Below are 19,176 nucleotides of genomic sequence, written 5' to 3' on the forward strand. Positions count from 1 at the left end.
TCAGCCGCTTGCAGAGCCGCGCACCAGCCCCTACATTTTCGCATGGCTGAATTCAGTCGGCCGGCCCGCCTTTTGCTAGCAGCTTTTGGTTGCTTCCCCTCTTGCAAGCGGTGACGCCACCGGCCAGATGCAGCGGTGCTGAAGGAGCGGCCGGTGCCGCTTCACGAGATTTGCGAGTGCATTCCATGTCGCCGGCCCCCAACCACGTCAAGGTGGCGATCATCGGCTCCGGCCCCGCCGGCTATACCGCCGCCATCTACGCCGCGCGCGCCATGCTGGAACCGGTGCTGTTCCAGGGCATCCAGCCCGGCGGGCAGCTGACCATCACCACCGATGTCGAGAACTACCCCGGCTTCAAGGACCCGATCCAGGGTCCCTGGCTGATGGAGCAGATGCAGGCGCAGGCCGAGCACATGGGCACGCGCATCGTCAGCGACATCGTGACCAAGGCGGATTTCTCCTCCCGTCCCTTCCGGCTGGAAACCGATTCCGGGCAGGTGTGGATCGCGGAGACGGTGATCCTGTCCACCGGCGCGCAGGCCCGCTGGCTCGACCTGCCGTCCGAGCAGGCCTATCGCGGCTTCGGCGTCTCCGCCTGCGCCACCTGCGACGGCTTCTTCTATCGCGGCAAGGACGTGTTCGTTATCGGCGGCGGCAATACCGCGGTCGAGGAAGCGCTGTTCCTCACCAATTTCGCCTCCAAGGTGACGGTGGTGCATCGCCGCGACCATTTCCGCGCCGAGCGCATCCTGCAGGACCGGCTGTTCGCCCATCCGAAGGTCGAGGTGGTGTGGAATTCCGTGCTTCACGAGGTGAAGGGCGAGAACGAGCCCACCAAGGTCACCGGCGTGACGCTGAAGAACGTCGAGACCGGCGCTTTCTCCGAGCACAAGGCCGACGGCGTGTTCATCGCCATCGGCCATGCCCCGGCGACCGAACTGGTGGCCGGCCAGCTCAAGCTGAAGCCGAGCGGCTATGTGTGGACCGCCCCCGACTCCACCGCCACCTCGGTGGAAGGCGTCTTCGCCGCTGGCGATGTCGCCGATGACGTGTTCCGGCAGGCGGTGACCGCGGCCGGCATGGGCTGCATGGCCGCGCTCGAGGCCGAGCGCTTCCTCGCCGCCCGACATCCCCTCGCACAGGCGGCTGAATGACATGGAAGGGTCGGGCAAGGCGCGGGCACGCGACATGGACTGGGACAAGCTCAAGGTCTTTCACGTCGCGGCGGAGGCCGGGTCCTTCACCCATGCCGGCGAGGCGCTCGGGCTGTCGCAATCGGCGGTGAGCCGGCAGGTCTCGGCACTGGAGCAGGAACTGAACATCCCGCTGTTCCATCGCCATGCCCGCGGCCTGATCCTGACCGAGCAGGGCGACCTGCTCTACCGCACCGCGCACGAAGTGTTCATGAAGTTGGAGGCGGCGCGCGCCAAGCTGACCGACAGCCGCGAGAAGCCGAACGGCGAATTGCGCGTCACCACCACCATGGGCCTCGGCACCCACTGGCTCACCGCGCGGATCGGCGAGTTCCTCGAGCTCTATCCCGACATCCGCATCACGCTGATCCTCACTGACGACGAGCTCGACCTCGCCATGCGCGAGGCCGACGTCGCCATCCGCCTGCGCCAGCCGGTGCAGCCGGACCTGATCCAGCGCAAGCTGTTCACCGTGCATTTCCATGCCTTCGCCTCGGCGGAATATCTGAAGCGCAACGGCCACCCGCGCACGCTGGACGAGATCGACAAGCACCGGATCATCCTGCTCGGCGGCCCGATCCCCTCCTATTTCCAGCCGCTCAACTGGCTGGAGCGGGCGGGACTGGAAGACGGGCAGGAAGGGCGCGTCCCCTCGCTGTCGGTCAACAACGTGCTCGGTCTGAAGCGCGCGGTGGAGCGCGGCGTCGGCATCGGCATCGTGCCGGACTATCTGCTGGAAGACTCCGCGACGCTGGTGCAGCTGTTCCCCGAACGGCCCACGCCGACGCTGGAAGCCTATTTCGTCTATCCGCAGGAAATGCGCTCCGTGGCGCGCATCCAGGTCTTCCGCGACTTCCTGGTGGCCAAGGCGCAGCGCTGGAATTTCTGACCAAGCACAACCGCCCGTTTCTTGGGCAGTCCGCGCCGAGGCATCGAGGCGAGGACGGGGCTTGGGCCGAAGGACTTTCGGAAATCGGCACAAACTCGACCCGAATCGTTATAAAATTGTCATAGATCTACTAATGTACGACAGATCGTTGCCGGCCCTCGCAAAACGCATGCCTGCCATGCGGGCATAATTCATTGCCAAATGCCTCATCAACAGTCATATCTAGTTTCGACGCTGTAGCACCGAGTGCTTCAGCTGTTCCCCTCTGGAAGGTCGCCGCTCTGCGGCGAAACTCGCCGGGCTCTTTCGAGCCCGGCTTTTTTCTTTCCGAGTGTGCTGGCACGACCTCGATCGTCGCGTCGTGATCTTCAAACGCCGAGTATGTTCTCGACCATGCGGCCGGCGACCTCGCGCTCGGCATAGACCACGAGGTCCGCGCCACGGCCGCGCAGATGCTCCACCCCGTCCTCGCTATGGGCCCGGGCGGTGATGAACAGGTCGCGGCGCATGCGGCGGGCCGCCTCGATCAACGCCCCGCCCTGCAGTTCGTCCGGCACCGTGACCATCAGCAGGCGGGCGCCGGCAATGCCGGCATTCTGCAGCACCTCCGCCGGACTGCCGACCGCGACGATCCCCCGCCCTCCCCTCTGGCGCCAGCGCTCGATCTTCAGGCGGTCCTGGTCCACCACCACGAGCGGCACCTTCGCATCGGTGAGCTGGGCGGCGATCGCCGAGCCGACACGCCCCAGGCCGATGAGGATGACGGGTCCGTCGCCATGAGGCTGGTGCGGCCCGTAGACCTCCTCGTCCACCGGCTCCGCCGCCCCCTCCTCCCGGACGAAGCGCGCGGCCCAGCGTTGGGCAAGCTTGAACACGAAGGGGTTGAGAGCGATCGAGATCATCGCGCCGGCCACGATGAGGTCGCGCGCCTCGGTCGGCACCAATCCCTGCTCGATGCCGAGGCCGATGAGAATGAAGGAGAACTCGCCGATCTGCGCGAGGCTCGCCGCCACCGTCGCCGCCATGGCATGCGAGCGGCCGAGCAGACGCACCAGCCCCACCGCCGCCGCCGACTTGACCAGCAGGATGACCGTCAGCACCGCCGCGACGTCGAGCGGGCGCCGAAGCAGGATGCTCGGGTCGAACAGCATCCCCACCGAGACGAAGAACAGCACCGCAAAGGCATCGCGCAGCGGCAGGGATCCCTCGGCGGCGCGATGGCTGAGATCGGATTCGCCGAGCACCAGCCCGGCGAAGAAGGCGCCAAGCGCGAAGGACACGCCGAACAGCAGCGCCGAGCCATAGGCGATGCCGAGCGCGACGCCGAGCACGGACAGCGTGAACAGCTCGCGCGAGCCGGTGCGGGCGACCAGCGCCAGCATGGCCGGAATGACCCGCCGCCCCACCACCAGCATCAGCGCCACGAACAGCGCGACGGCACCGAGCGTGGTGCCGATCGACACGGCGAGGCTCGACATGTCGGCCTGCTGGCCGCGCGCGAGGCCGGCCAGCACCGGCAGCAGCACCAGCACCAGCACCATGGCGAGGTCTTCGACCACCAGCCAGCCGATGGCGACGCGGCCCTTCTCGGTCTCCAGCGCGCGCTGCTCCTCCAGCGCGCGCAGCAGCACCACCGTCGAGGCGACCGACAGCGACAGGCCGAAGACGAGGCCCCCGGCGGCCGACCAGCCCCAGACCAGGGAAAGCCCGAGGCCGACAAGGGTGGCGACCGCGATCTGCGCCACCGCTCCCGGCACGGCGACGCTCCAGACGCGCAGGAGGTCGCGCGGCGTGAAGTGCAGGCCGACGCCGAACATCAGCAGGATGACGCCGAGTTCCGCCAGTTGCGGGGCAAGCGAGGTGTCGGCGACGAAGCCGGGCGTGTAGGGACCCACCATCAGCCCGGCGAACAGATAGCCGACGATGGGCGAGAGGCGCAGCCGCGTCGCGAGATAACCGAGGATCGCCGCCAGCACGAAGGCAAGACAGACGGTCGCGATCAACGGCACTTGATGCGGCATTGCGCGGCGCCTCCCTTGCGCGTGACGGATGGGGTGTCGGGTGAGGCGACGCAGATTCCCGTCGCGCCACCGCAAGGTGGCCGTCCCGACCGCCGGAGGCAAGGGCCGTCATCGACCGGGCGACGATTTGCCCGGTCGATCAGTCACATGAACAGCTTCTCGGTCTTGTCCATGCCGGCATAGAGGCCGGCGACCTGCTCGCCATAGCCGTTATAGAGCAGGGTCGGGCGCCGCTCGCCGGTGCCGATGTCGCGCTCGCTGGCCTGGCTCCAGCGCGGATGCGGCACCTCCGGGTTCACATTGGCCCAGAAGCCGTATTCGCGGCCCTGTACCTGCTCCCACAGCCCGACCGGCCGTTCGGCGACGAAGGAGATCCGCACGATCGACTTCACCGACTTGAAGCCGTATTTCCACGGCAGGGCGAGGCGCAGCGGCGCGCCATACTGGTTGGGCGCCGGCTTGCCGTAGACGCCGGTGACGAAGAAGGCGAGATCGTTCATCCCCTCGGCCATGGTGATGCCCTCGACATAGGGCCAGGGATAGATGAAGCGGTTCTGCGCCGGGGCGACCGCCGGGTTCACGAAGGTCTCCATGCGGATGTACTTCGCCCCCGACAGCGGCTTGGCGTAGTCGACGAAGGCCCGCACGGGGAACCCGGTCCACGGCACCGCCATCGACCAGGCCTCGACGCAGCGATGGCGATAGAGCCGCTCCTCCAGCGACATGGCGCGGATGATGTCGTCGATGCCGACCTCGCGCGGCGTCTCCACCAGCCCGTCGATCTTCACCGTCCAGGGCCGGCGCGGCATGCGCTCGGCGATGTCGGCGACCTGATAGTTGCGGCGGTCGGAGCCGAATTCGTAGAAATTGTTGTAGTTGCCGGAAATCTCCGCCGGAGTGACCGGCCGGTCGAGGGTGAAGGCCTCGTTCCGCTTCGCCGGGTAGAGATCCTTGGTCGGATCGAGGTCGGGATTGCCCGGCGTGGGCGCCGCGGTCGCGGGAAGCCCAACTCCGGCAGCCGCCAGGAGGCCTGCCCCGGCGCCGAGAAGATGGCGACGCGACAGATAGACGGCTTCGGGCGTGGCGGCGCTTTCCGGCAACTCCCATGGGCGGTGGCGGCGGATCAGCATGATCGTCTCCCATCAACTGGCACGTAGAGGATACGTCGGAAAAGCACCGGTCGTTACCCGCCCGCCGCGTCAACTCCCCGTGCACGTCAGTCGAACCGCTTCCACGGCGTGCAAACAGAAAACGGCCCGGCATCTTTCGACGCCGGGCCGTCCCTCATGCACGAGAAAGGCTCGATCAGTTCGGCCGCAGGGTCAGGTCGCCGACGCCGACGGCGAGATTGACGCCGGTCTGGCCTTCGACGCTGAAGGGCTGCAGGGCGATGGTGTTCCTGGAGCCGCCCAGCAGCGCATTGCCGCCGAGGCCGACGCCCAGTGCCACGCTGCCCGACACACCGGCATAGCGGCCGGCGAGATCGCTGGAATCGATGCGGGTGGTCGGCGCGAACACGCCCCAGATCAGCGCGTTGCGGCCGGTGATGCCGATGTCGAGGCCCCAGCGGCGAATGGTGCCTTCATAGGCGTAACGCGCACCGCGGCGCGTGACGAAGCGGCAATCCAGCGTGCGCTTCGAGCCGATGATGAAGCTCACCGACTTCGAGCCGGTGCACTCCAGCGTGCCAACCTGCACGCGGTTGATCTGCTGGGCGGAAGCCGGCGTCGCCAGGATGCCGCCAAAGCCGGCAACCAGCGTCGCCGCGAAGGCACCGAGCGTCACATATTTGCGGAACATGATCGATCTCCTTGAACCGGGCGCCCTGCGCCGGAAACGGGACCCTTGAAGACGGCCGGCGATTACCGGCCGCCCCATATGACTACCTCAGCGCAGCGAGCCACAGAAGCGCTGGATGCGCAGGCAGGCCTCTTCCAGATCCTTGGTGGCGGTCGCATAGGAAATGCGGAACGCCGGACCAAGGCCGAAGGCGGAACCATGCACCACGGCAACGCCCTCGGCGTCGAGAAGTTCGGTCGCGAACACCTCGTCGTCGATGATCACCTTGCCCGACGGTGTCGTCTTTCCGATGACACCGGCGCAGGACGGATAGACGTAGAACGCGCCTTCCGGCTTCGGGCAGGTGAGGCCGTTCGCCTGGTTGAGCATCGAGACCACGAGGTCGCGGCGCTCCTTGAACGACTTGTTGTTCTCGGCGATGAAGTCCTGCGGGCCGTTCAGCGCCTCGACCGCCGCCCACTGGGCGATGGACGAGGGGTTGGAGGTGGACTGCGACTGCAGCGTGCCCATGGCCTTGATCAGCTCTTCCGGCCCGCCGGCATAGCCGATGCGCCAGCCGGTCATGCAATAGGCCTTCGATACGCCGTTCATGGTCAGGGTGCGGTCGTACAGCGCCGGCTCGACCTGCGCCGGGGTGACGAACTTGAAGTCGTCATAGACGAGGTGCTCATACATGTCGTCGGTGAGGATCCACACATGCGGATGCTTCACCAGCACGTCGGTGAGCGCCTTCAGCTCGTCATAGCTGTAGGCCGCGCCGGAGGGGTTGGACGGCGAGTTGAAGATCAGCCACTTGGTCTTCGGGGTGATCGCCGCTTCCAGTGCCTCGGGACGAAGCTTGAAATTGTCCTCGAGCGTCGTCTCCACCGCCACCGGGGTGCCGCCGGCGAAGTTGACGATGTCCGGGTAGCTCACCCAGTACGGCGCCGGGATGATGACCTCGTCGCCGGCGTCGACCGTGGCGAGCAGCGCGTTGAACAGCACCTGCTTGCCGCCGGTGCCGACGGTGATCTGGCTCGGCTTGTAGGTGAGGCCGTTCTCGCGCTTGAACTTGGCGACGATCGCCGCCTTCAGCTCCGGGATGCCGTCCACCGCGGTATAGCGGGTCTGGCCGTCGCGGATCGCCTTGATCGCGGCTTCCTTCACATTGTCCGGCGTCTCGAAGTCCGGCTCGCCGGCCGACAGCGCGATGATGTCGCGGCCTTCCGCTTTCAGCACCCGCGCCTTGTTGGAAATGGCGATGGTCGCGGAAGGCTTGATGCGCTTCATGGCGGCGGATACGAGGCTCATGGCCGGACTCCGTATTGGATGTTTTGCGCGCGACAACTAGTCGAGCCCTTGCACGGCGGCAAGTCTTTCCCCACCTCACAACGCACCTATCGATGCGGTAAGCTGCCGCGATTGTCCCCGCCGTTGCCGGCCTTCCCTGGATTGCCCCCGTGCTCAAGCTTCATGCGATGCAGAGTTCCGGCAACTGCTACAAGGTGCGGCTGCTGCTGGCGCGGCTCGCCACGCCTTTCGAACTCGTGGATGTCGACCTGCTGCGCGGCGAGAATCGCACGCCGGAATTCCTGATGAAGAACCCGGAGGGCCGGGTGCCGCTGCTGGAAATGCCGGGCGGGCGCTTCCTGCCCGAATCCAACGCCATCCTGTTCTTCCTCGCCGAGGGAACGCCGCTGCTGCCAGCCGACCGGCTCGCCCGGGCCGAGGTGCTGCGCTGGATGTTCTTCGAGCAGCATTCGCACGAGCCGGCCATCGCCGCCGCCCGCTTCTGGCTGAAGCTGGTGCGCGGCGGTCGCGAGTTGCGCACCCATGACGTCGACCGCTGGATGGAGGAAGGCTACCGGGCGCTCCGGGTCATGGACCGGCATCTGCAGCGTCGCAATTTCTTCGTCGATTCGGTGCTCACCATCGCCGACATCGCCCTCTACGCCCATACCCATGTGGCGGATGAAGGCGACTTCGATCTCACCCCCTTTCCGGCGGTACGGGAATGGCTGGAGCGGGTGGCCGCGCAGCCCGGCCATGTCGACATGGACTGGCGCCCTCGGGTCACGGAAGCCGTCGGTTAACGGGCCTTAACCTCCTGCCGCGAAATCGCCCCGAAATCGCGCGGCATCGCCCGAATACCGTCGAAGGCGAGCCGCGTTCGGCATCGAAGCTCCTCTCCATCGCAACGGAATGCTCCGTCGCCGGACGGATGAGGGTTTCGCCATGTCGCACCACGATGTCGTCGCCGTCGCCGAGGTGAAGCACACCTCGGTCCGCCGCTTTCGCCGCGCGCTGATGGAAGCCGGCGTGGTGCTGACCCTCACCCTCGCCATCGTGGCGGTGCTGTGCCTGTTCGGGCTTCACACGGCTTCCGCCATGGAAATGGGCGTGCTCGACAATGTCGATCCCAGCGGGCGGCTGACCATCGGCGCCGTGCTGCTTGCCGCCTTCGTCGCCCTGTGCGGCCTGTCGAGCTACATGCTGCGCAACACCCTGCAGCCGGCCGAGCCGCGCTATCGGCGCCGGCAGGGCTGAGCCCGGCTTCCGCCGGGGCCGGTGACGCGGGTTTGACCGCGCCGCCGGCCGAACCGCCCGCCGAGCCATTGCCTGCCCCGCCCCGCCTGCTCTAACGATGCGTCACCTCGACCGGCCGGCAGGCCAATCGGAGAGCATCGTGATCCGCCGCTTTCGTCTCGCCGCCTTCCTCTCCCTCGCGCTCATCGGCGTCTCGGCGCCGGCCTCGGCATCGGCACAGGACGCCGCGCCCGTCAGCCTGCAGACCTCCGCCGGCAAGATGAGCCTGGAGACCGTTGCCGGACCATTCGAGACACCCTGGGGCCTCGCCTTCCTGCCGGACGGGCGCATGCTGGTGACCGAGCGGCCCGGTCGACTGCGCATCGTCAGCCGCTCGGGAACCATCTCGGCGCCGGTGGCCGGCGTGCCGCCGGTCTATGCCAGCGGCCAAGGCGGCCTGCTCGACATCGCGGTGGCACCGGATTTCGACACCAGCCGGCTGGTGTATTTCTCCTATGCCGAACCGCGCGAGGGCATATCGGGCACCAGCGTCGCCCGCGCCAAGCTCACCGAGAATGGCGGCGGTCCCCGGCTGGAGAATGTCGAGGTGATCTTCCGCCAGCAGCCAGCGGCGGGCGGATCGAGCCATTACGGCTCGCGCCTCGCCTTCGGCCGCGACGGCACGCTGTTCGTCACCCTCGGCGACCGCTATTCGCTGCGCCCCGAGGTGCAGAAGCTCTCGACCCATATCGGCAAGATCGTGCGCATCAACCCCGATGGCTCGGCCCCGGCCGACAATCCCTTCGCCAAGACGGCCAATGCACGGCCGGAGATCTGGAGCTTCGGCCACCGCAACGTGCAGGGCGCGGCGATCGATCCGCAGACCGGGCGGCTTTGGACGGTGGAGCACGGCGCGCGCGGCGGCGACGAGTTGAACCACCCCGAAGCCGGCAAGAATTACGGCTGGCCGGTGATCACCTATGGGCGCGACTATTCCGGCGCGACGATCGGCGAGGGCACGGAAAAGCCGGGCATGGAGCAGCCGGTAAAATATTGGGATCCGTCCATCTCGCCGGCTGGGCTCGCCTTCTATACCGGCAGCCTGATCCCGCGCTGGAAGGGCGACCTGTTCACCGGCGGCCTCTCGGGCACGCGGCTGGTGCGGCTGAAACTCGATCCCTCGCGCGAGCGCGTGGTGGAGGAGGAGCCGCTGCTCGCGGATCTCGGCGCGCGCATCCGCGACGTGCGGCAGGGACCGGACGGCGCGCTCTGGCTGCTCACCGACGACCCGGGCGACGGCCGGCTGCTGCGGCTGGCGCCGGCGGAGTGAGGCCCTCGCCTACCATTTCTGGAAGATGAACCACGCGCCGAGTGCGATGAAGGCGAAGCCGATGGCATGGTTCCAGCCCAGCGGCTCCTTCAGCCAGAACACCGAGAAGCCGGCGAACACCACCAGAGTGATGACCTCCTGCATCGTCTTGAGCTCGGCGGTGGCATAGACGGCCGAGCCGTAGCGATTGGCGGGCACCGCGAGGCAGTACTCGAAGAAGGCGATGCCCCAGCTCGCCAGCACCGCGATGACGAGCGGCGCCGATTTGTGCTTGAGATGCCCGTACCAGGCGAAGGTCATGAAGACGTTGGAGGCGGTCAGCAGCAGGATCGGCAACACCGACGGCGGAATGAACGACGTGAGCGCGGGCATGGATATCTCTCGCGGGAGGAACCGGCGACAGATAGCGTCCGCCACCACGGCGTCAATGCGGCAGCCGGCGCCGGCGCGTGACCGGCAGCCTCACATTTCCACCCATTGCCGCAGCAGGTTGTGATAGACGTTGGTCAGCGACAGCACCGCGGGGGAATCGATCGGCGCCACTTCGCGGGTCTGCACGATGGCGACGTCGAGATCGTAGAGCAGCGCCCGGCGGCCGTCGTCCTTGATCATCGACTGCGTCCAGAAGAAGCTGCCCCAGCGGCTGCCGCGGGTGATCGGCCGCACCGCGTGCAGGCTGCTCGACGGATAGACCACCATGTGGCCGGCCGGCAGCTTCACCTCATGGCCGCCGAACGTGTCCTCGATGACCAGCTCGCCGCCGTCATACTCCTCCGGGTCGGTGAGCGAGAGCGTGCTCGACACGTCGGCCCGCATGCGCATGCCGGTGCCCGGAATGGCACGGATGGCGCTGTCCACATGGGCGCCGAACTCCATGCCGACATCGTAGCGGTTGAACATCGGCGGCAGCACGCGCAGCGGCATGGCCGCGGAATTGAACACCGGGTTGCGGCCGAGCGCCCGCAGGACGATGTCGCCGAGCTCGCGGGCCTCCTTCGAATCCTCCGGGATCTGCAGGTTGTTCTTCGCCTTCGCCGCCTGCGCCCCGGCCGTGGTGCGGCCATCCACCCATTGCGAGGCTTCCAGCACGCGGCGGCAATAGGCGACCTCGTCGCGGGTCAGCACGTCGGGAATGGTCACGAGCATGGGCTTATCCGAATGAAAGAAGGGGAAAGCAGGCGTGGCCTGCCCTCCCCCGAAGTGAGACGGTCTTTGGAACGGCGGACGCTCAGAACGTCGCGCCCACCGTGAGGGTGAAGGTGCGGCCCGACGCCGGCACCGCACGATTGCCGAAGCCGGTGCTGTAGTTCAGCTCGTCCGTCAGGTTGTAGCCGTTGAGGGCCACCCGGTAATTGCCCTGCTTGTAGGACAGGAGGGCATCGAACGAGAACGTGTCGGGGATGATCGAGGTGTTGGCGCTGTTGGTGTAATATTCGTCGGCATAGGTGATACCGCCGCCGACCAGCAGTTCACCCGGAATCTGCGTCCACAACGTGCTGAGATTATAGGTGGTCCACAGGGTGAAGTTGTTCGGCGAGACGAAAGCGACCGCATTGCCGACATAGGTGTCGGTCGTCGAGGTCAGCACTTCGCTGTCGTAATAGGCATAGCCCGCCTGGACGGTCCACGCCGGGGTGATGTTGCCGGTCAGGCCGAGCTCCACGCCGCGCACGCGCTGCGTCTCGCCCGTGGGAATGGAGTCGCCCGTATCGGGGTTGGTATAGAAGGCGTTGCTCTTGTCGGTCTGGAAGATCGCGCCGGTAACGCCCAGCTTGCCCTCAAGGAACGACACCTTGAAGCCGGCCTCATAGGTTTCGTTGTCTTCCGGCTCCAGGTTGTCCTGCTCCGGGTTGATGACGGTGACATCGTTGCTCGGGAAGGCACCCTGCGGCGTGAACGACTTCGCCCACGATACGTAATAGGTCTGGAACGCCGTCGGCTCCCAGATAAGGCTCAGCTTCGGACTCCAGAAATCCGTCTTGCTGTCCTCATTCCGCCATTCGCGAGTATTCGTTGCCGTGTCCACGAACCAGTAGCGATAATCCGCGGTGTAGTTGTCATAGCGCGCACCGGCGAGCAGCGAGACCTGCTCGGTGAACCAGACGCGGTCGCTGATGAACAGACCAACGTCGTTGGCGCTGGAATAGCGTTGCCCGTTATTGGCCCACGGATTGGAGAAGAGATTGTAGCCCGTCGTGTTCTCGAAGATCGGATCGTAGATCGTCGAGGTTCCCTTGTTGCCATTGACCGAGATCAGGGTGCGGTCACTGTTCGTGGTGTTCACGTCGAGGCCGGCGACCAACTCATGGCGCAGCCCGCCGGTGTTGAACTTGGCGGTCAGCGTCGAGACGTTCTGCGCGCTCCACGTCTCCTGATAATAGCCGGGATTACCGCCCCCGAAGGCGATGGCCGGGTTCAGTCCGTTGAAGAACTGCCCCGTGCAGGTCGTCTCATACTGCTGTTCCGTCGGATTGGTCACACCCGAGGGGGTGTTCGCACAGCCCGGCACGGTGGTCGCGAAGTCGCGGGTGTAATAGCCGACCCGGGTATCGTTGTTGAAGGTCAACCAGTTGTTGACTTCCTTGTTGAAGCTCACCGTCAGCATATTGGTATCGGTGACGTCCTGATCGGTTACCTTGCCGTAGAAGGTCGACCGCGGAACGCCCCATTCGGTCACCGGCTGGCCCAGCGCGCCGACCTTGGCAACGTCCGAGAAGCGCGGCGTCACGATCGGCACGCCATAGTCCGGCGTGCGGTTGCCGTGCTGGTACAGGTAGTTGATGTGCAGCGTCTGATCGGTGCCGAGGCCGAAGCCGAGATCCGCGAGGAAGCCGTAACGGTTCGACTCCACATGGTCGCGGTCGGCGATGTCCTGCTCGTTGACCATGCCGACGATACGAAACGCCGTCGACTCGTTGAGCTGCTTGTTGATGTCGAACACGCCGCGATAAAGCGGGCCGGTGCCGAACTGGCCCTCGACATCGTATTTGTCGCCGAGATGCGCCTGCTTCAGCGTGGCGTTGATGGCGCCGCCGGTGGTGCCGAGGCCGAAGCTTTCCGAAGACGAGCCCTTGAACACCTCGACGCTCTCATAGGCGAAGCTGTCGCGGGTATAGACGCCGAAATCGCGCAGGCCGTTGACGAAGATGTCGCCCTTGGCCTGGAAGCCGCGGATGCGGAACTGGTCGCCGTTCATGCCGCCGCCACCTTCGCCGATGCTGGTGGTGACGCCGGGAACGTTGCGCAGCGCCTGCTCGAGCGTCGTCACGCCCTGTTGCTGCATCGTTTCCTGCGAGATGACGGTGATGGTCTGCGGGGTGTCCTGGATCGTGCCCGGCAGCCGGGCGATGCCGGTCGTCGCCTCCAGCGAGTTAGCCGGGGCGTTCTCCCCCTCGACGGTGACGGTGGGCAGCTCTTCCGTGGTGCCGGGAGCGGGCGCGGCCTGCTGGGCCTGCGCATCCAGCAACGGTATCGCCGACATGGTCATCGCCAGGCCGGTGGTCAACGCAGCCCCCGGCATCGATGGCCTGAGCGTCTTCATCTTCGTCATTCGTCCAACCCCTGCTAGCACGTCGCATGATGTCGGATAAATGAAGAGTCCAACCCAGTTCAAATCCTATGTTTTTTAGAGATTCAAAAACTGATCTTCCCTGTAATGCCAGACTTATCCAGTTTTTAATTCTTTAAAAGAAAATGAAATTCCAAACTCCTTGCCACTAAACGATTTCATGCCCTATTTCCGTCGCAATCAAACCACCTAAGCGCCACTGTTACCCTAACGACACAATCTCCCTCATTCGCAAGATCGTGATCCTGCATGGCCGACGACTGGATTTCCCTTGCGACGCTCAAGCGCCTGGGCGTCGATGAGATAAGGAACCGCATCGCCGAAAGCCCGCAATCGGCCGCCCGCTGGGTTCAGGCCGGTGCGCTCAACGGCCTCGTCAATGCGCAGCTTGCCTGGGGACAGATGCTGCTGGACGGTACCGGCACGGCGCGCGATGCCGCAACGGCGCTGCGCTGGTTCGGCATCGCCGCGCAGGCCGGCAGCGCGGAAGGCCTCAACATGGTGGGGCGATGCCATGAGCATGGCTGGGGCACCCCGGTCGACCCGGCCCGAGCCGCCGACTTCTATCGCCAGGCCGCGCAGAAGGACGACGCCTGGGGGCAGTTCAATCTCGCCGGGCTGCTGCTCGCCGGCAACGGCGTGCCGCCCGATCGCCGACAGGCGCTGGCGCTGTATGTGCGTGCCGCCCGCAGGGGTCACGCCAAGGCCGCCACCATGGTCGGGCGCTACCTCGAGAATGGCTGGGAAAGGCCGGCACGCCCCGCCGCCGCCCGTCGCTGGTATCGGCGCGGCGCCGAAGGCGGCGACTATCGCGGCCAGTTCGACCATGGGCGCCTCCTGCTGGCCGCCGGCCGGCGGGAGGAAGGTCTCGGCTGGATGCGCCGAAGCCTCGAAAACGCCGTACCGGCCTTCTGCCGCCTTGCCGGCGACGGCCTGCGCACCAGCGCGGATCCGGCGCTCGGCACCCTCGCCCTGCTGGCGCTGAAGCGCGCCTGCGAGAGCGGCACCGCGCAGGACCAGCGGGCTTATGCCACCGCCCTCGCCGAGGGGCTGGGCGGCCTGGCGCAGCCGGAAGCGGCACGGGCCGCCTTCGCACAGGCGCGACGGATCGAGGAACATGACAGGCTGGCCCGTAGCACCGACGAGGCAGGCGCCGCCCGTCGCCCGTCGGTGAAGGCTGCACCCCGGCTGGCACGGGCCATCCGCGCCCTGTTGGGCCGGGTCGGCTAGGACGTGCCCTCAGCCACGCCTCTCCGCCCAGGCGCGGAATTCACGCAGGAGATTGGCGAAATCCCAGAAGGCCGCCGCCAGCAGCACCGCGGCAATGAGAGCGAGGAACGCCGCCATGCCCTGCGACAGATCGACCGGCCCGCGCGCGAAATCGAAGGCGGTGAAGGCGCCGAACAGCGTCACGACCGCCGCGATGACAAGATAGGCGTTGCGGTCGAGCCGGCTGGCGGCCAGCGCCAGAAGCAGCGCGACCGCGATCCCGATCGCCGCCGCCCACAGGAAGCCCAGCGAGAACAGCGTCGCCATCCAGCGCCCCACCACGAAGGAGAGATAGGCGAGCGCGGCGAGCACCAGGAAACCCGCCCGCAGGCGCAGCATGGATTGTCCGCCGATCTGAGCCATTGCCGGCCGTTCCCCGCCCTGCCATCGTCGCACCCTAATCGGTGTTTCTCCTTCGCGTCGAGCCTGCAATGCCACCTCCTCGCCCACCTCGCTCCCTCCGGCTCCACGGGCCGCGTTCGGAACCGGCGTGCCCCCGCCGTCGTTGCCGACCTGCCCGTCGTTGAACCCTCCTCCTCCCTCCCCTCCGCCATTCCCGGATTCGCCAATGCGCCATGTCCTCGTCCTGCTGAACGCGAAGGCGGGCACCCTCCAGCATCGCGACGGCGAAGCGGTGTGCCGGGAGGTCGTAGAGCGGCTTTCCCGTGACGGGCGCGAGGTCGAGGTCCGGCTGCTCGCCGGCGAGCCGCTGCTCCGCGCCATCCGCGCCAGCGGACGCGGCCCGCACGACACGGTGATCGTCGGCGGCGGCGACGGCAGCGTCAGCCTGGCGGCACGCTGCCATGAGAATTCCGGCAAGGCGCTCGGCATTCTGCCGCTCGGCACCATGAACCTGCTGGCTCGCGACATCGGTATGCCGACCGATCTCGGCGCCGCGCTCGACGCGCTCGACACCGCCCGCCCGCATCGTATCGACATGGGAACGCTGAACGGGCGCCGGTTCCACACCATCTCTGGCTTCGGCTTCTTCAGCCAGATGGCGCGAGCGCGGGAAACCGCGCGTCGCTGGGGGCTCGGCCGTTTCTTCGCGGTGCCGATCGCCGCCTTTCTCGCCCTGCGGCGCACCGGCCGCATCCATATCGATGTCGAGGTCGACGGACGACAGCGGCATTTCGCGGCCTTCTCGGCACTGATCACCGTCAACCGCTTCACCGGACCGGGCTGGCATCGCGGACACCTCGACGACGGGCTGCTCGAAGTGCACATCGCCGAGGACCGCGGCGCTCTCGCCAGGCTGAAGGCCGGCGCCGACATGGTGACGGACAGTTGGCGCGACAATCCCGGCATCATCAGCCTGACCGGCCGCGACATCGTCATCCGTCGCGGCGGGCGGCGGCGCACCTGGGTGTCGACCGATGGCGAACTGGCGCGCGAGCGCCTGCCGCTTCACTATCGTGTGATGCCGCAGGCGCTGGAACTGCTGATCCCGGAGACGACGCCTCAGCGGGCCTCGATCTCATAGGAGACGGTGACGCTGGCCTGGATCTCCGCCTCGCCCGCCTCGACCGGCACCGAATCGGCCTTCATCATCATCGGCGCCGCCATGGCCCGCGCCATCGGCCGCACGCCGCCATTGCCGGTGACGGTGAGCACCCGCACCAGCCGCACGCCGCTCGCCTGGGCGATCAGCTCGGCCTGATGCCGGGCGTCCTCCACCGCCGCCACCCGCGCCTTGTCCTCCAGCTTGGACGGATCGGCGATCTCGAAGGCGATGCCGCCGATCTGGTTGGCGCCGGAGGTCACCATCTTGTCGAGCAGGTCGCCGAGACGCGCGAGATCGCGCAGCCTCACCGAAACAGTGTTCTGCACCTGGTAGCCGGTCACACGCGGAGGCTCGGTGGAATCCTTCTTGGGCGGCGCATATTGCGGCTGCACCGAAAAGCCGGAAGTGGCGATGTCGCGCGGCTCGAGCCCGGCTTCCTTGAGCGCCGCGATCATCTCGGCCACCGCCTTGCTGTTGGCATCGAGCGCCTCGCGCGCGGTCTTGCCCTCGCTGACGACGCCGGTGGAGAAGCGCGCCATGTCGGGGACGGCGGTCGCGCGGCCTTCGCCGGTGATGGTCAGCGTCGGCCGCCGGGACGGGTTGGACATGTCCTGCGCGGCAAGGGACGACATGCCACCGATCAGACTGGCGGAGACGAGGGTGGCGGCAAAGGCGGCCTTGGCGAGTTTCATATGCACATTCCCCGAAACAAGGATGGTATCGCGCCGACGCAGCGGCAGCAGACGAAAGCATCTCCCAATGGCGGCGGGAATACGGCGGTGGACGAAGGCGAGGGACAGGTCGACCGAGTGTTGGCGCCGCGATGGGTATTTGCTAGCGTTCGCCGCCTTTCTCGGAGCCGCTCGCGCTCCGCGGCGGGCCTGTAGCTCAATGGTTAGAGCCGGCCGCTCATAACGGTCTGGTTGCAGGTTCGAGTCCTGCCGGGCCCACCACTTTGCCGTCAAGGGAGCGTTGGCGCGAGACGTGCACTGCGATCGTCGGGCGCATTTCGACCGATACAGCAGAAGACGCTTGTTGCCGGCCGCCGAAATTGCATTGGCAATCAGCTCGCCGACTAGATGATAAATCCTCGCCATGTCGTCGGCATCGATGCGGAAGCAGGTGGGTTGTTGAGTCAGTGTCGGCCCTGTTATTGCGATGAGGCCAGCAAGAGCCGCACAAGATTCAACTTGCCGAAGAACTTCATGAATCCTTTCCGCTACGGGTGCCGGTGACCGCCAGATAACGATGGGACCCTCCCGTTGTGGCTCCAACAGGAGACGCATGAAGATTGCGTCCGACATCCCGGAAACAGTCGATCTGTACGCACATCCGACCGGTCCGGTGCGGCGGTCTTGCTGTCGGGCCGGGAATGTCCGACGAATCACCTTGCGTCGGCGGCCCGGTTTTCGCGGTGTGCAGGAGGTCGAAGCCGTTGCCATCCCCGGCCGCAAACTTGCATACTAGTTTTCTACATATTAGAATCGCGTTTTCTTATCGGGTGATGCAATGGGCAGCGACTCTCGCCTGGGCAAGTTCGACGGCATTCGGCGCGGCGAGGATGGACAACTCGTCGGCGCGCCACCGTCGACCGCCAGCATTCGCGATGCGATCCGCCGCGACATCATCGCCCTGAAGCTGAAACCGGGCACGCGCGTCTCGGAGAACGAGTTGGCCGCCCGCTTCGGCACCAGCCGCACCCCTGTGCGGGAGGCGCTGCTCGGTCTCGTCGATCAGGGGCTGATCGCGGTGCTGCCCCAGCGCGGCACCTACATCACCTATATCTCGCTGAAAGGCGTGCAGCGGGCGCGGTTCCTGCGCCTGGCGCTGGAAGTCGCCATCTTCCGAAGCGCCGCCGAGCAGGGCCTGTCGCGCGCGCTGATGGGCGCGGCGGAGGATGTCATCGACGAGCAGGTGGCGGCCGAGGCCGACCCGGAGCGCTTCACCCGCGCCGACGACGCCTTTCACCGGCTGTTCGCCGACGGCATCGGCATGGGCGACCTGTGGACGGTGCTGGAACAGGAGAAGGCGCAGTTCGACCGGATCCGCTTCCTCAGCCTGCCCAATGTGACGCCGATCGACACGCTGATCGGCCAGCACCGCGCCATGCTGGAGGCGGTGCGCACCCGCGATCCGGTGGCGGCGGAAGAGGCGGTAAAGATCCACCTGTCGGAAGTGCTCAAGGTGACGTTCGAACTCGCCGAACGTCACCCGGATCTGATCATCGACGATCTCGACGCGCCTCAGAGCCCGTGACGATCGAGGATGCGGCGCCCGCTCTGCGCCACCTCGTCGCCGTCGCGGAACAGCGGCCGCCAGGCGGCGACGCCGCGCGCCACGTCCGGTCCACTCACTGCCGAGGAGAATGCCTCGACGCCGATCAGCTTATCGTAGCCCGCTGCCTTCAGCCGGGCGAGGAACGGCGCGAAGTCGATCTGTCCGCGATCGAGCAGCCCGCGATCGTTCTGGTCGAGCTCGAAATAGGCGAGATGCGGTAGAGCGGCTTCCAGCGCCGCCATCGGATCGGCTTCCTCGATGTTCATGTGAAAGGTGTCGAGATGCAGCCAGAGATTGGCCGGGCGGCCGACCAGATCGAGAAAGGCCAGCCCCTCCTCCACCGTGGTCAGCATGTTGGTCTCGTAGCGGTTCAGCATTTCCATCGCGAAGCGCAGGCCGAAGCCTTTCGCCTCCTCGGAAATCTCGGCCAGCGCCTCGGCGCTGCGCTGGCGCATGTCGGGCGTGGCGACGGCGTCGGCCTTGCCGAACAGCCCGTAGGTGATGCCGCCGACATGGATGGCACCCATGTCTCGCGCGAGGCGCAGCGCGGCGCGGTGCCGCTCGATCCCCGCCTTGCGGATCGCCGGATCGGCGCTGGTGATGTCGGCGGTGGGCAGCTGGTTGGCCGAGCCGACCGCGGTGATGCCATGCGCACCGAATGTGCGCGCGATGGCCGGGGCGTCGATCACCGCATGGTCGCGCAACGGCACCACTACATGGTCGAAGCCGGCGGCGGCGGCACGGGGCGCGACATAGTCGGCCGCCTCGGCGGACCAGCCGGGTATCCACGAGAAGGAGTGGATCGAGCGGTTCGGCATGG

General features: G+C 66.6%; 18 protein-coding genes and 1 tRNA gene. 9 read left to right on the top strand and 10 right to left on the bottom strand.

The genetic code is table 11. The features are described from left to right. Window positions 1-185 precede the first annotated feature (185 nt). Both trxB and KHC19_RS01360 read left to right on the top strand, forming a co-directional pair. Window positions 186-1,154, top strand: a complete 969-nt coding sequence (gene trxB, locus KHC19_RS01355) for a thioredoxin-disulfide reductase (RefSeq protein ID WP_213350227.1) — start codon at window positions 186-188, stop codon at window positions 1,152-1,154. Window positions 1,155-1,188: 34 nt separating this feature from the next. Further along, on the top strand, window positions 1,189-2,082 hold the full coding sequence (locus KHC19_RS01360; RefSeq protein WP_213350993.1) for a LysR family transcriptional regulator: 894 nt from the start codon (window positions 1,189-1,191) through the stop codon (window positions 2,080-2,082). A gap of 368 nt (window positions 2,083-2,450) precedes the next feature. On the opposite strand, the gene KHC19_RS01365 is transcribed toward KHC19_RS01360, so the two are convergent. The 4 genes from KHC19_RS01365 to KHC19_RS01380 form a co-directional block, all read right to left on the bottom strand. After that, window positions 2,451-4,103 (bottom strand): cation:proton antiporter domain-containing protein, encoded by a 1,653-nt coding sequence (locus KHC19_RS01365; protein WP_213350228.1) that lies wholly within the window; start codon window positions 4,101-4,103, stop codon window positions 2,451-2,453. A 143-nt stretch (window positions 4,104-4,246) separates the two neighbouring features. Continuing rightward, window positions 4,247-5,233 (bottom strand): protein-methionine-sulfoxide reductase catalytic subunit MsrP, encoded by a 987-nt coding sequence (msrP, locus tag KHC19_RS01370; RefSeq protein WP_213350229.1) that lies wholly within the window; start codon window positions 5,231-5,233, stop codon window positions 4,247-4,249. A 175-nt stretch (window positions 5,234-5,408) separates the two neighbouring features. Further along, window positions 5,409-5,903: a DUF992 domain-containing protein gene (locus tag KHC19_RS01375; protein WP_213350230.1), complete on the bottom strand. Its 495-nt coding sequence runs from the start codon at window positions 5,901-5,903 to the stop codon at window positions 5,409-5,411. An 87-nt stretch (window positions 5,904-5,990) separates the two neighbouring features. Continuing rightward, a complete protein-coding gene (locus KHC19_RS01380) occupies window positions 5,991-7,193 on the bottom strand; it encodes a pyridoxal phosphate-dependent aminotransferase (protein WP_213350231.1) in 1,203 nt (400 codons plus the stop codon). 149 nt (window positions 7,194-7,342) lie between these two features. On the opposite strand from KHC19_RS01380, the gene KHC19_RS01385 reads away from it, so the two are divergent. The 3 genes from KHC19_RS01385 to KHC19_RS01395 all read left to right on the top strand — a co-directional run bounded on the left by KHC19_RS01385 (window position 7,343) and on the right by KHC19_RS01395 (window position 9,738). Beyond that, window positions 7,343-7,975 carry a glutathione S-transferase family protein gene (locus tag KHC19_RS01385; RefSeq protein ID WP_213350232.1) on the top strand — a complete coding sequence of 211 codons (633 nt, stop codon included), beginning with the start codon at window positions 7,343-7,345 and terminating at the stop codon, window positions 7,973-7,975. A 142-nt stretch (window positions 7,976-8,117) separates the two neighbouring features. Then, window positions 8,118-8,429 carry a hypothetical protein gene (locus KHC19_RS01390; protein WP_213350233.1) on the top strand — a complete coding sequence of 104 codons (312 nt, stop codon included), beginning with the start codon at window positions 8,118-8,120 and terminating at the stop codon, window positions 8,427-8,429. Window positions 8,430-8,571: 142 nt separating this feature from the next. Then, window positions 8,572-9,738: a PQQ-dependent sugar dehydrogenase gene (locus KHC19_RS01395; protein ID WP_343207653.1), complete on the top strand. Its 1,167-nt coding sequence runs from the start codon at window positions 8,572-8,574 to the stop codon at window positions 9,736-9,738. 9 nt (window positions 9,739-9,747) lie between these two features. On the opposite strand, the gene KHC19_RS01400 is transcribed toward KHC19_RS01395, so the two are convergent. The 3 genes from KHC19_RS01400 to KHC19_RS01410 all read right to left on the bottom strand — a co-directional run bounded on the left by KHC19_RS01400 (window position 9,748) and on the right by KHC19_RS01410 (window position 13,288). After that, a complete protein-coding gene (locus KHC19_RS01400; RefSeq protein WP_213350235.1) occupies window positions 9,748-10,110 on the bottom strand; it encodes a DMT family protein in 363 nt (120 codons plus the stop codon). 90 nt (window positions 10,111-10,200) lie between these two features. After that, complete coding sequence (locus KHC19_RS01405) at window positions 10,201-10,884, bottom strand: Fe2+-dependent dioxygenase (protein WP_213350236.1); 684 nt, start codon at window positions 10,882-10,884, stop codon at window positions 10,201-10,203. An 82-nt stretch (window positions 10,885-10,966) separates the two neighbouring features. Further along, window positions 10,967-13,288: a TonB-dependent receptor gene (locus tag KHC19_RS01410; protein ID WP_246548074.1), complete on the bottom strand. Its 2,322-nt coding sequence runs from the start codon at window positions 13,286-13,288 to the stop codon at window positions 10,967-10,969. 267 nt (window positions 13,289-13,555) lie between these two features. On the opposite strand from KHC19_RS01410, the gene KHC19_RS01415 reads away from it, so the two are divergent. Further along, window positions 13,556-14,536 carry a tetratricopeptide repeat protein gene (locus KHC19_RS01415; protein WP_213350237.1) on the top strand — a complete coding sequence of 327 codons (981 nt, stop codon included), beginning with the start codon at window positions 13,556-13,558 and terminating at the stop codon, window positions 14,534-14,536. Between the two features lie 9 nt (window positions 14,537-14,545). Here KHC19_RS01415 and KHC19_RS01420 read toward each other — a convergent pair whose 3' ends face one another. After that, window positions 14,546-14,938 (bottom strand): hypothetical protein, encoded by a 393-nt coding sequence (locus tag KHC19_RS01420; RefSeq protein ID WP_213350238.1) that lies wholly within the window; start codon window positions 14,936-14,938, stop codon window positions 14,546-14,548. A gap of 205 nt (window positions 14,939-15,143) precedes the next feature. Here KHC19_RS01420 and KHC19_RS01425 point away from each other — a divergent pair, with 205 nt between their 5' ends. Further along, on the top strand, window positions 15,144-16,058 hold the full coding sequence (locus KHC19_RS01425; RefSeq protein ID WP_213350239.1) for a diacylglycerol/lipid kinase family protein: 915 nt from the start codon (window positions 15,144-15,146) through the stop codon (window positions 16,056-16,058). Here KHC19_RS01425 and KHC19_RS01430 read toward each other — a convergent pair. Further along, the gene (locus KHC19_RS01430) at window positions 16,037-16,771 is read right to left on the bottom strand and encodes an SIMPL domain-containing protein (protein WP_213350240.1); all 735 of its coding nucleotides are present in this window, start codon (window positions 16,769-16,771) and stop codon (window positions 16,037-16,039) included. The genes KHC19_RS01425 and KHC19_RS01430 overlap by 22 nt on opposite strands. 185 nt (window positions 16,772-16,956) lie before the next feature. Between KHC19_RS01430 and KHC19_RS01435 the strand changes: the two genes are divergently transcribed. Both KHC19_RS01435 and KHC19_RS01440 read left to right on the top strand, forming a co-directional pair. Next, window positions 16,957-17,032 (top strand) — tRNA-Ile (locus tag KHC19_RS01435). 556 nt (window positions 17,033-17,588) lie between these two features. Further along, a complete protein-coding gene (locus KHC19_RS01440; RefSeq protein ID WP_213350241.1) occupies window positions 17,589-18,335 on the top strand; it encodes a GntR family transcriptional regulator in 747 nt (248 codons plus the stop codon). On the opposite strand, the gene KHC19_RS01445 is transcribed toward KHC19_RS01440, so the two are convergent. Next, a complete protein-coding gene (locus tag KHC19_RS01445) occupies window positions 18,323-19,174 on the bottom strand; it encodes a sugar phosphate isomerase/epimerase family protein (protein ID WP_246548178.1) in 852 nt (283 codons plus the stop codon). The two genes, KHC19_RS01440 and KHC19_RS01445, sit on opposite strands and share 13 nt — an antisense overlap. Window positions 19,175-19,176 lie beyond the last annotated feature (2 nt).

The organism is Ancylobacter oerskovii, from assembly GCF_018390555.1.
In the GTDB taxonomy this organism is placed as follows: Bacteria; Pseudomonadota; Alphaproteobacteria; order Rhizobiales; family Xanthobacteraceae; genus Ancylobacter; species Ancylobacter oerskovii.

Excerpts from the sequence above, each read along its gene's own strand:
- KHC19_RS01390 (WP_213350233.1), top strand. The coding sequence starts at position 8,118 with ATGTCGCACCACGATGTCGTCGCCGTCGCCGAGGTGAAGCACACCTCG.
- KHC19_RS01405 (WP_213350236.1), bottom strand. The coding sequence starts at position 10,884 with ATGCTCGTGACCATTCCCGACGTGCTGACCCGCGACGAGGTCGCCTAT.
- KHC19_RS01380 (WP_213350231.1), bottom strand. The coding sequence starts at position 7,193 with ATGAGCCTCGTATCCGCCGCCATGAAGCGCATCAAGCCTTCCGCGACC.
- KHC19_RS01440 (WP_213350241.1), top strand. The coding sequence starts at position 17,589 with ATGGGCAGCGACTCTCGCCTGGGCAAGTTCGACGGCATTCGGCGCGGC.
- trxB (WP_213350227.1), top strand. The coding sequence starts at position 186 with ATGTCGCCGGCCCCCAACCACGTCAAGGTGGCGATCATCGGCTCCGGC.
- KHC19_RS01360 (WP_213350993.1), top strand. The coding sequence starts at position 1,189 with ATGGACTGGGACAAGCTCAAGGTCTTTCACGTCGCGGCGGAGGCCGGG.
- KHC19_RS01425 (WP_213350239.1), top strand. The coding sequence starts at position 15,144 with ATGCGCCATGTCCTCGTCCTGCTGAACGCGAAGGCGGGCACCCTCCAG.
- KHC19_RS01375 (WP_213350230.1), bottom strand. The coding sequence starts at position 5,903 with ATGTTCCGCAAATATGTGACGCTCGGTGCCTTCGCGGCGACGCTGGTT.
- KHC19_RS01415 (WP_213350237.1), top strand. The coding sequence starts at position 13,556 with ATGGCCGACGACTGGATTTCCCTTGCGACGCTCAAGCGCCTGGGCGTC.
- KHC19_RS01430 (WP_213350240.1), bottom strand. The coding sequence starts at position 16,771 with ATGAAACTCGCCAAGGCCGCCTTTGCCGCCACCCTCGTCTCCGCCAGT.
- KHC19_RS01410 (WP_246548074.1), bottom strand. The coding sequence starts at position 13,288 with ATGACGAAGATGAAGACGCTCAGGCCATCGATGCCGGGGGCTGCGTTG.
- KHC19_RS01400 (WP_213350235.1), bottom strand. The coding sequence starts at position 10,110 with ATGCCCGCGCTCACGTCGTTCATTCCGCCGTCGGTGTTGCCGATCCTG.
- msrP (WP_213350229.1), bottom strand. The coding sequence starts at position 5,233 with ATGCTGATCCGCCGCCACCGCCCATGGGAGTTGCCGGAAAGCGCCGCC.
- KHC19_RS01365 (WP_213350228.1), bottom strand. The coding sequence starts at position 4,103 with ATGCCGCATCAAGTGCCGTTGATCGCGACCGTCTGTCTTGCCTTCGTG.
- KHC19_RS01445 (WP_246548178.1), bottom strand. The coding sequence starts at position 19,174 with ATGCCGAACCGCTCGATCCACTCCTTCTCGTGGATACCCGGCTGGTCC.
- KHC19_RS01420 (WP_213350238.1), bottom strand. The coding sequence starts at position 14,938 with ATGGCTCAGATCGGCGGACAATCCATGCTGCGCCTGCGGGCGGGTTTC.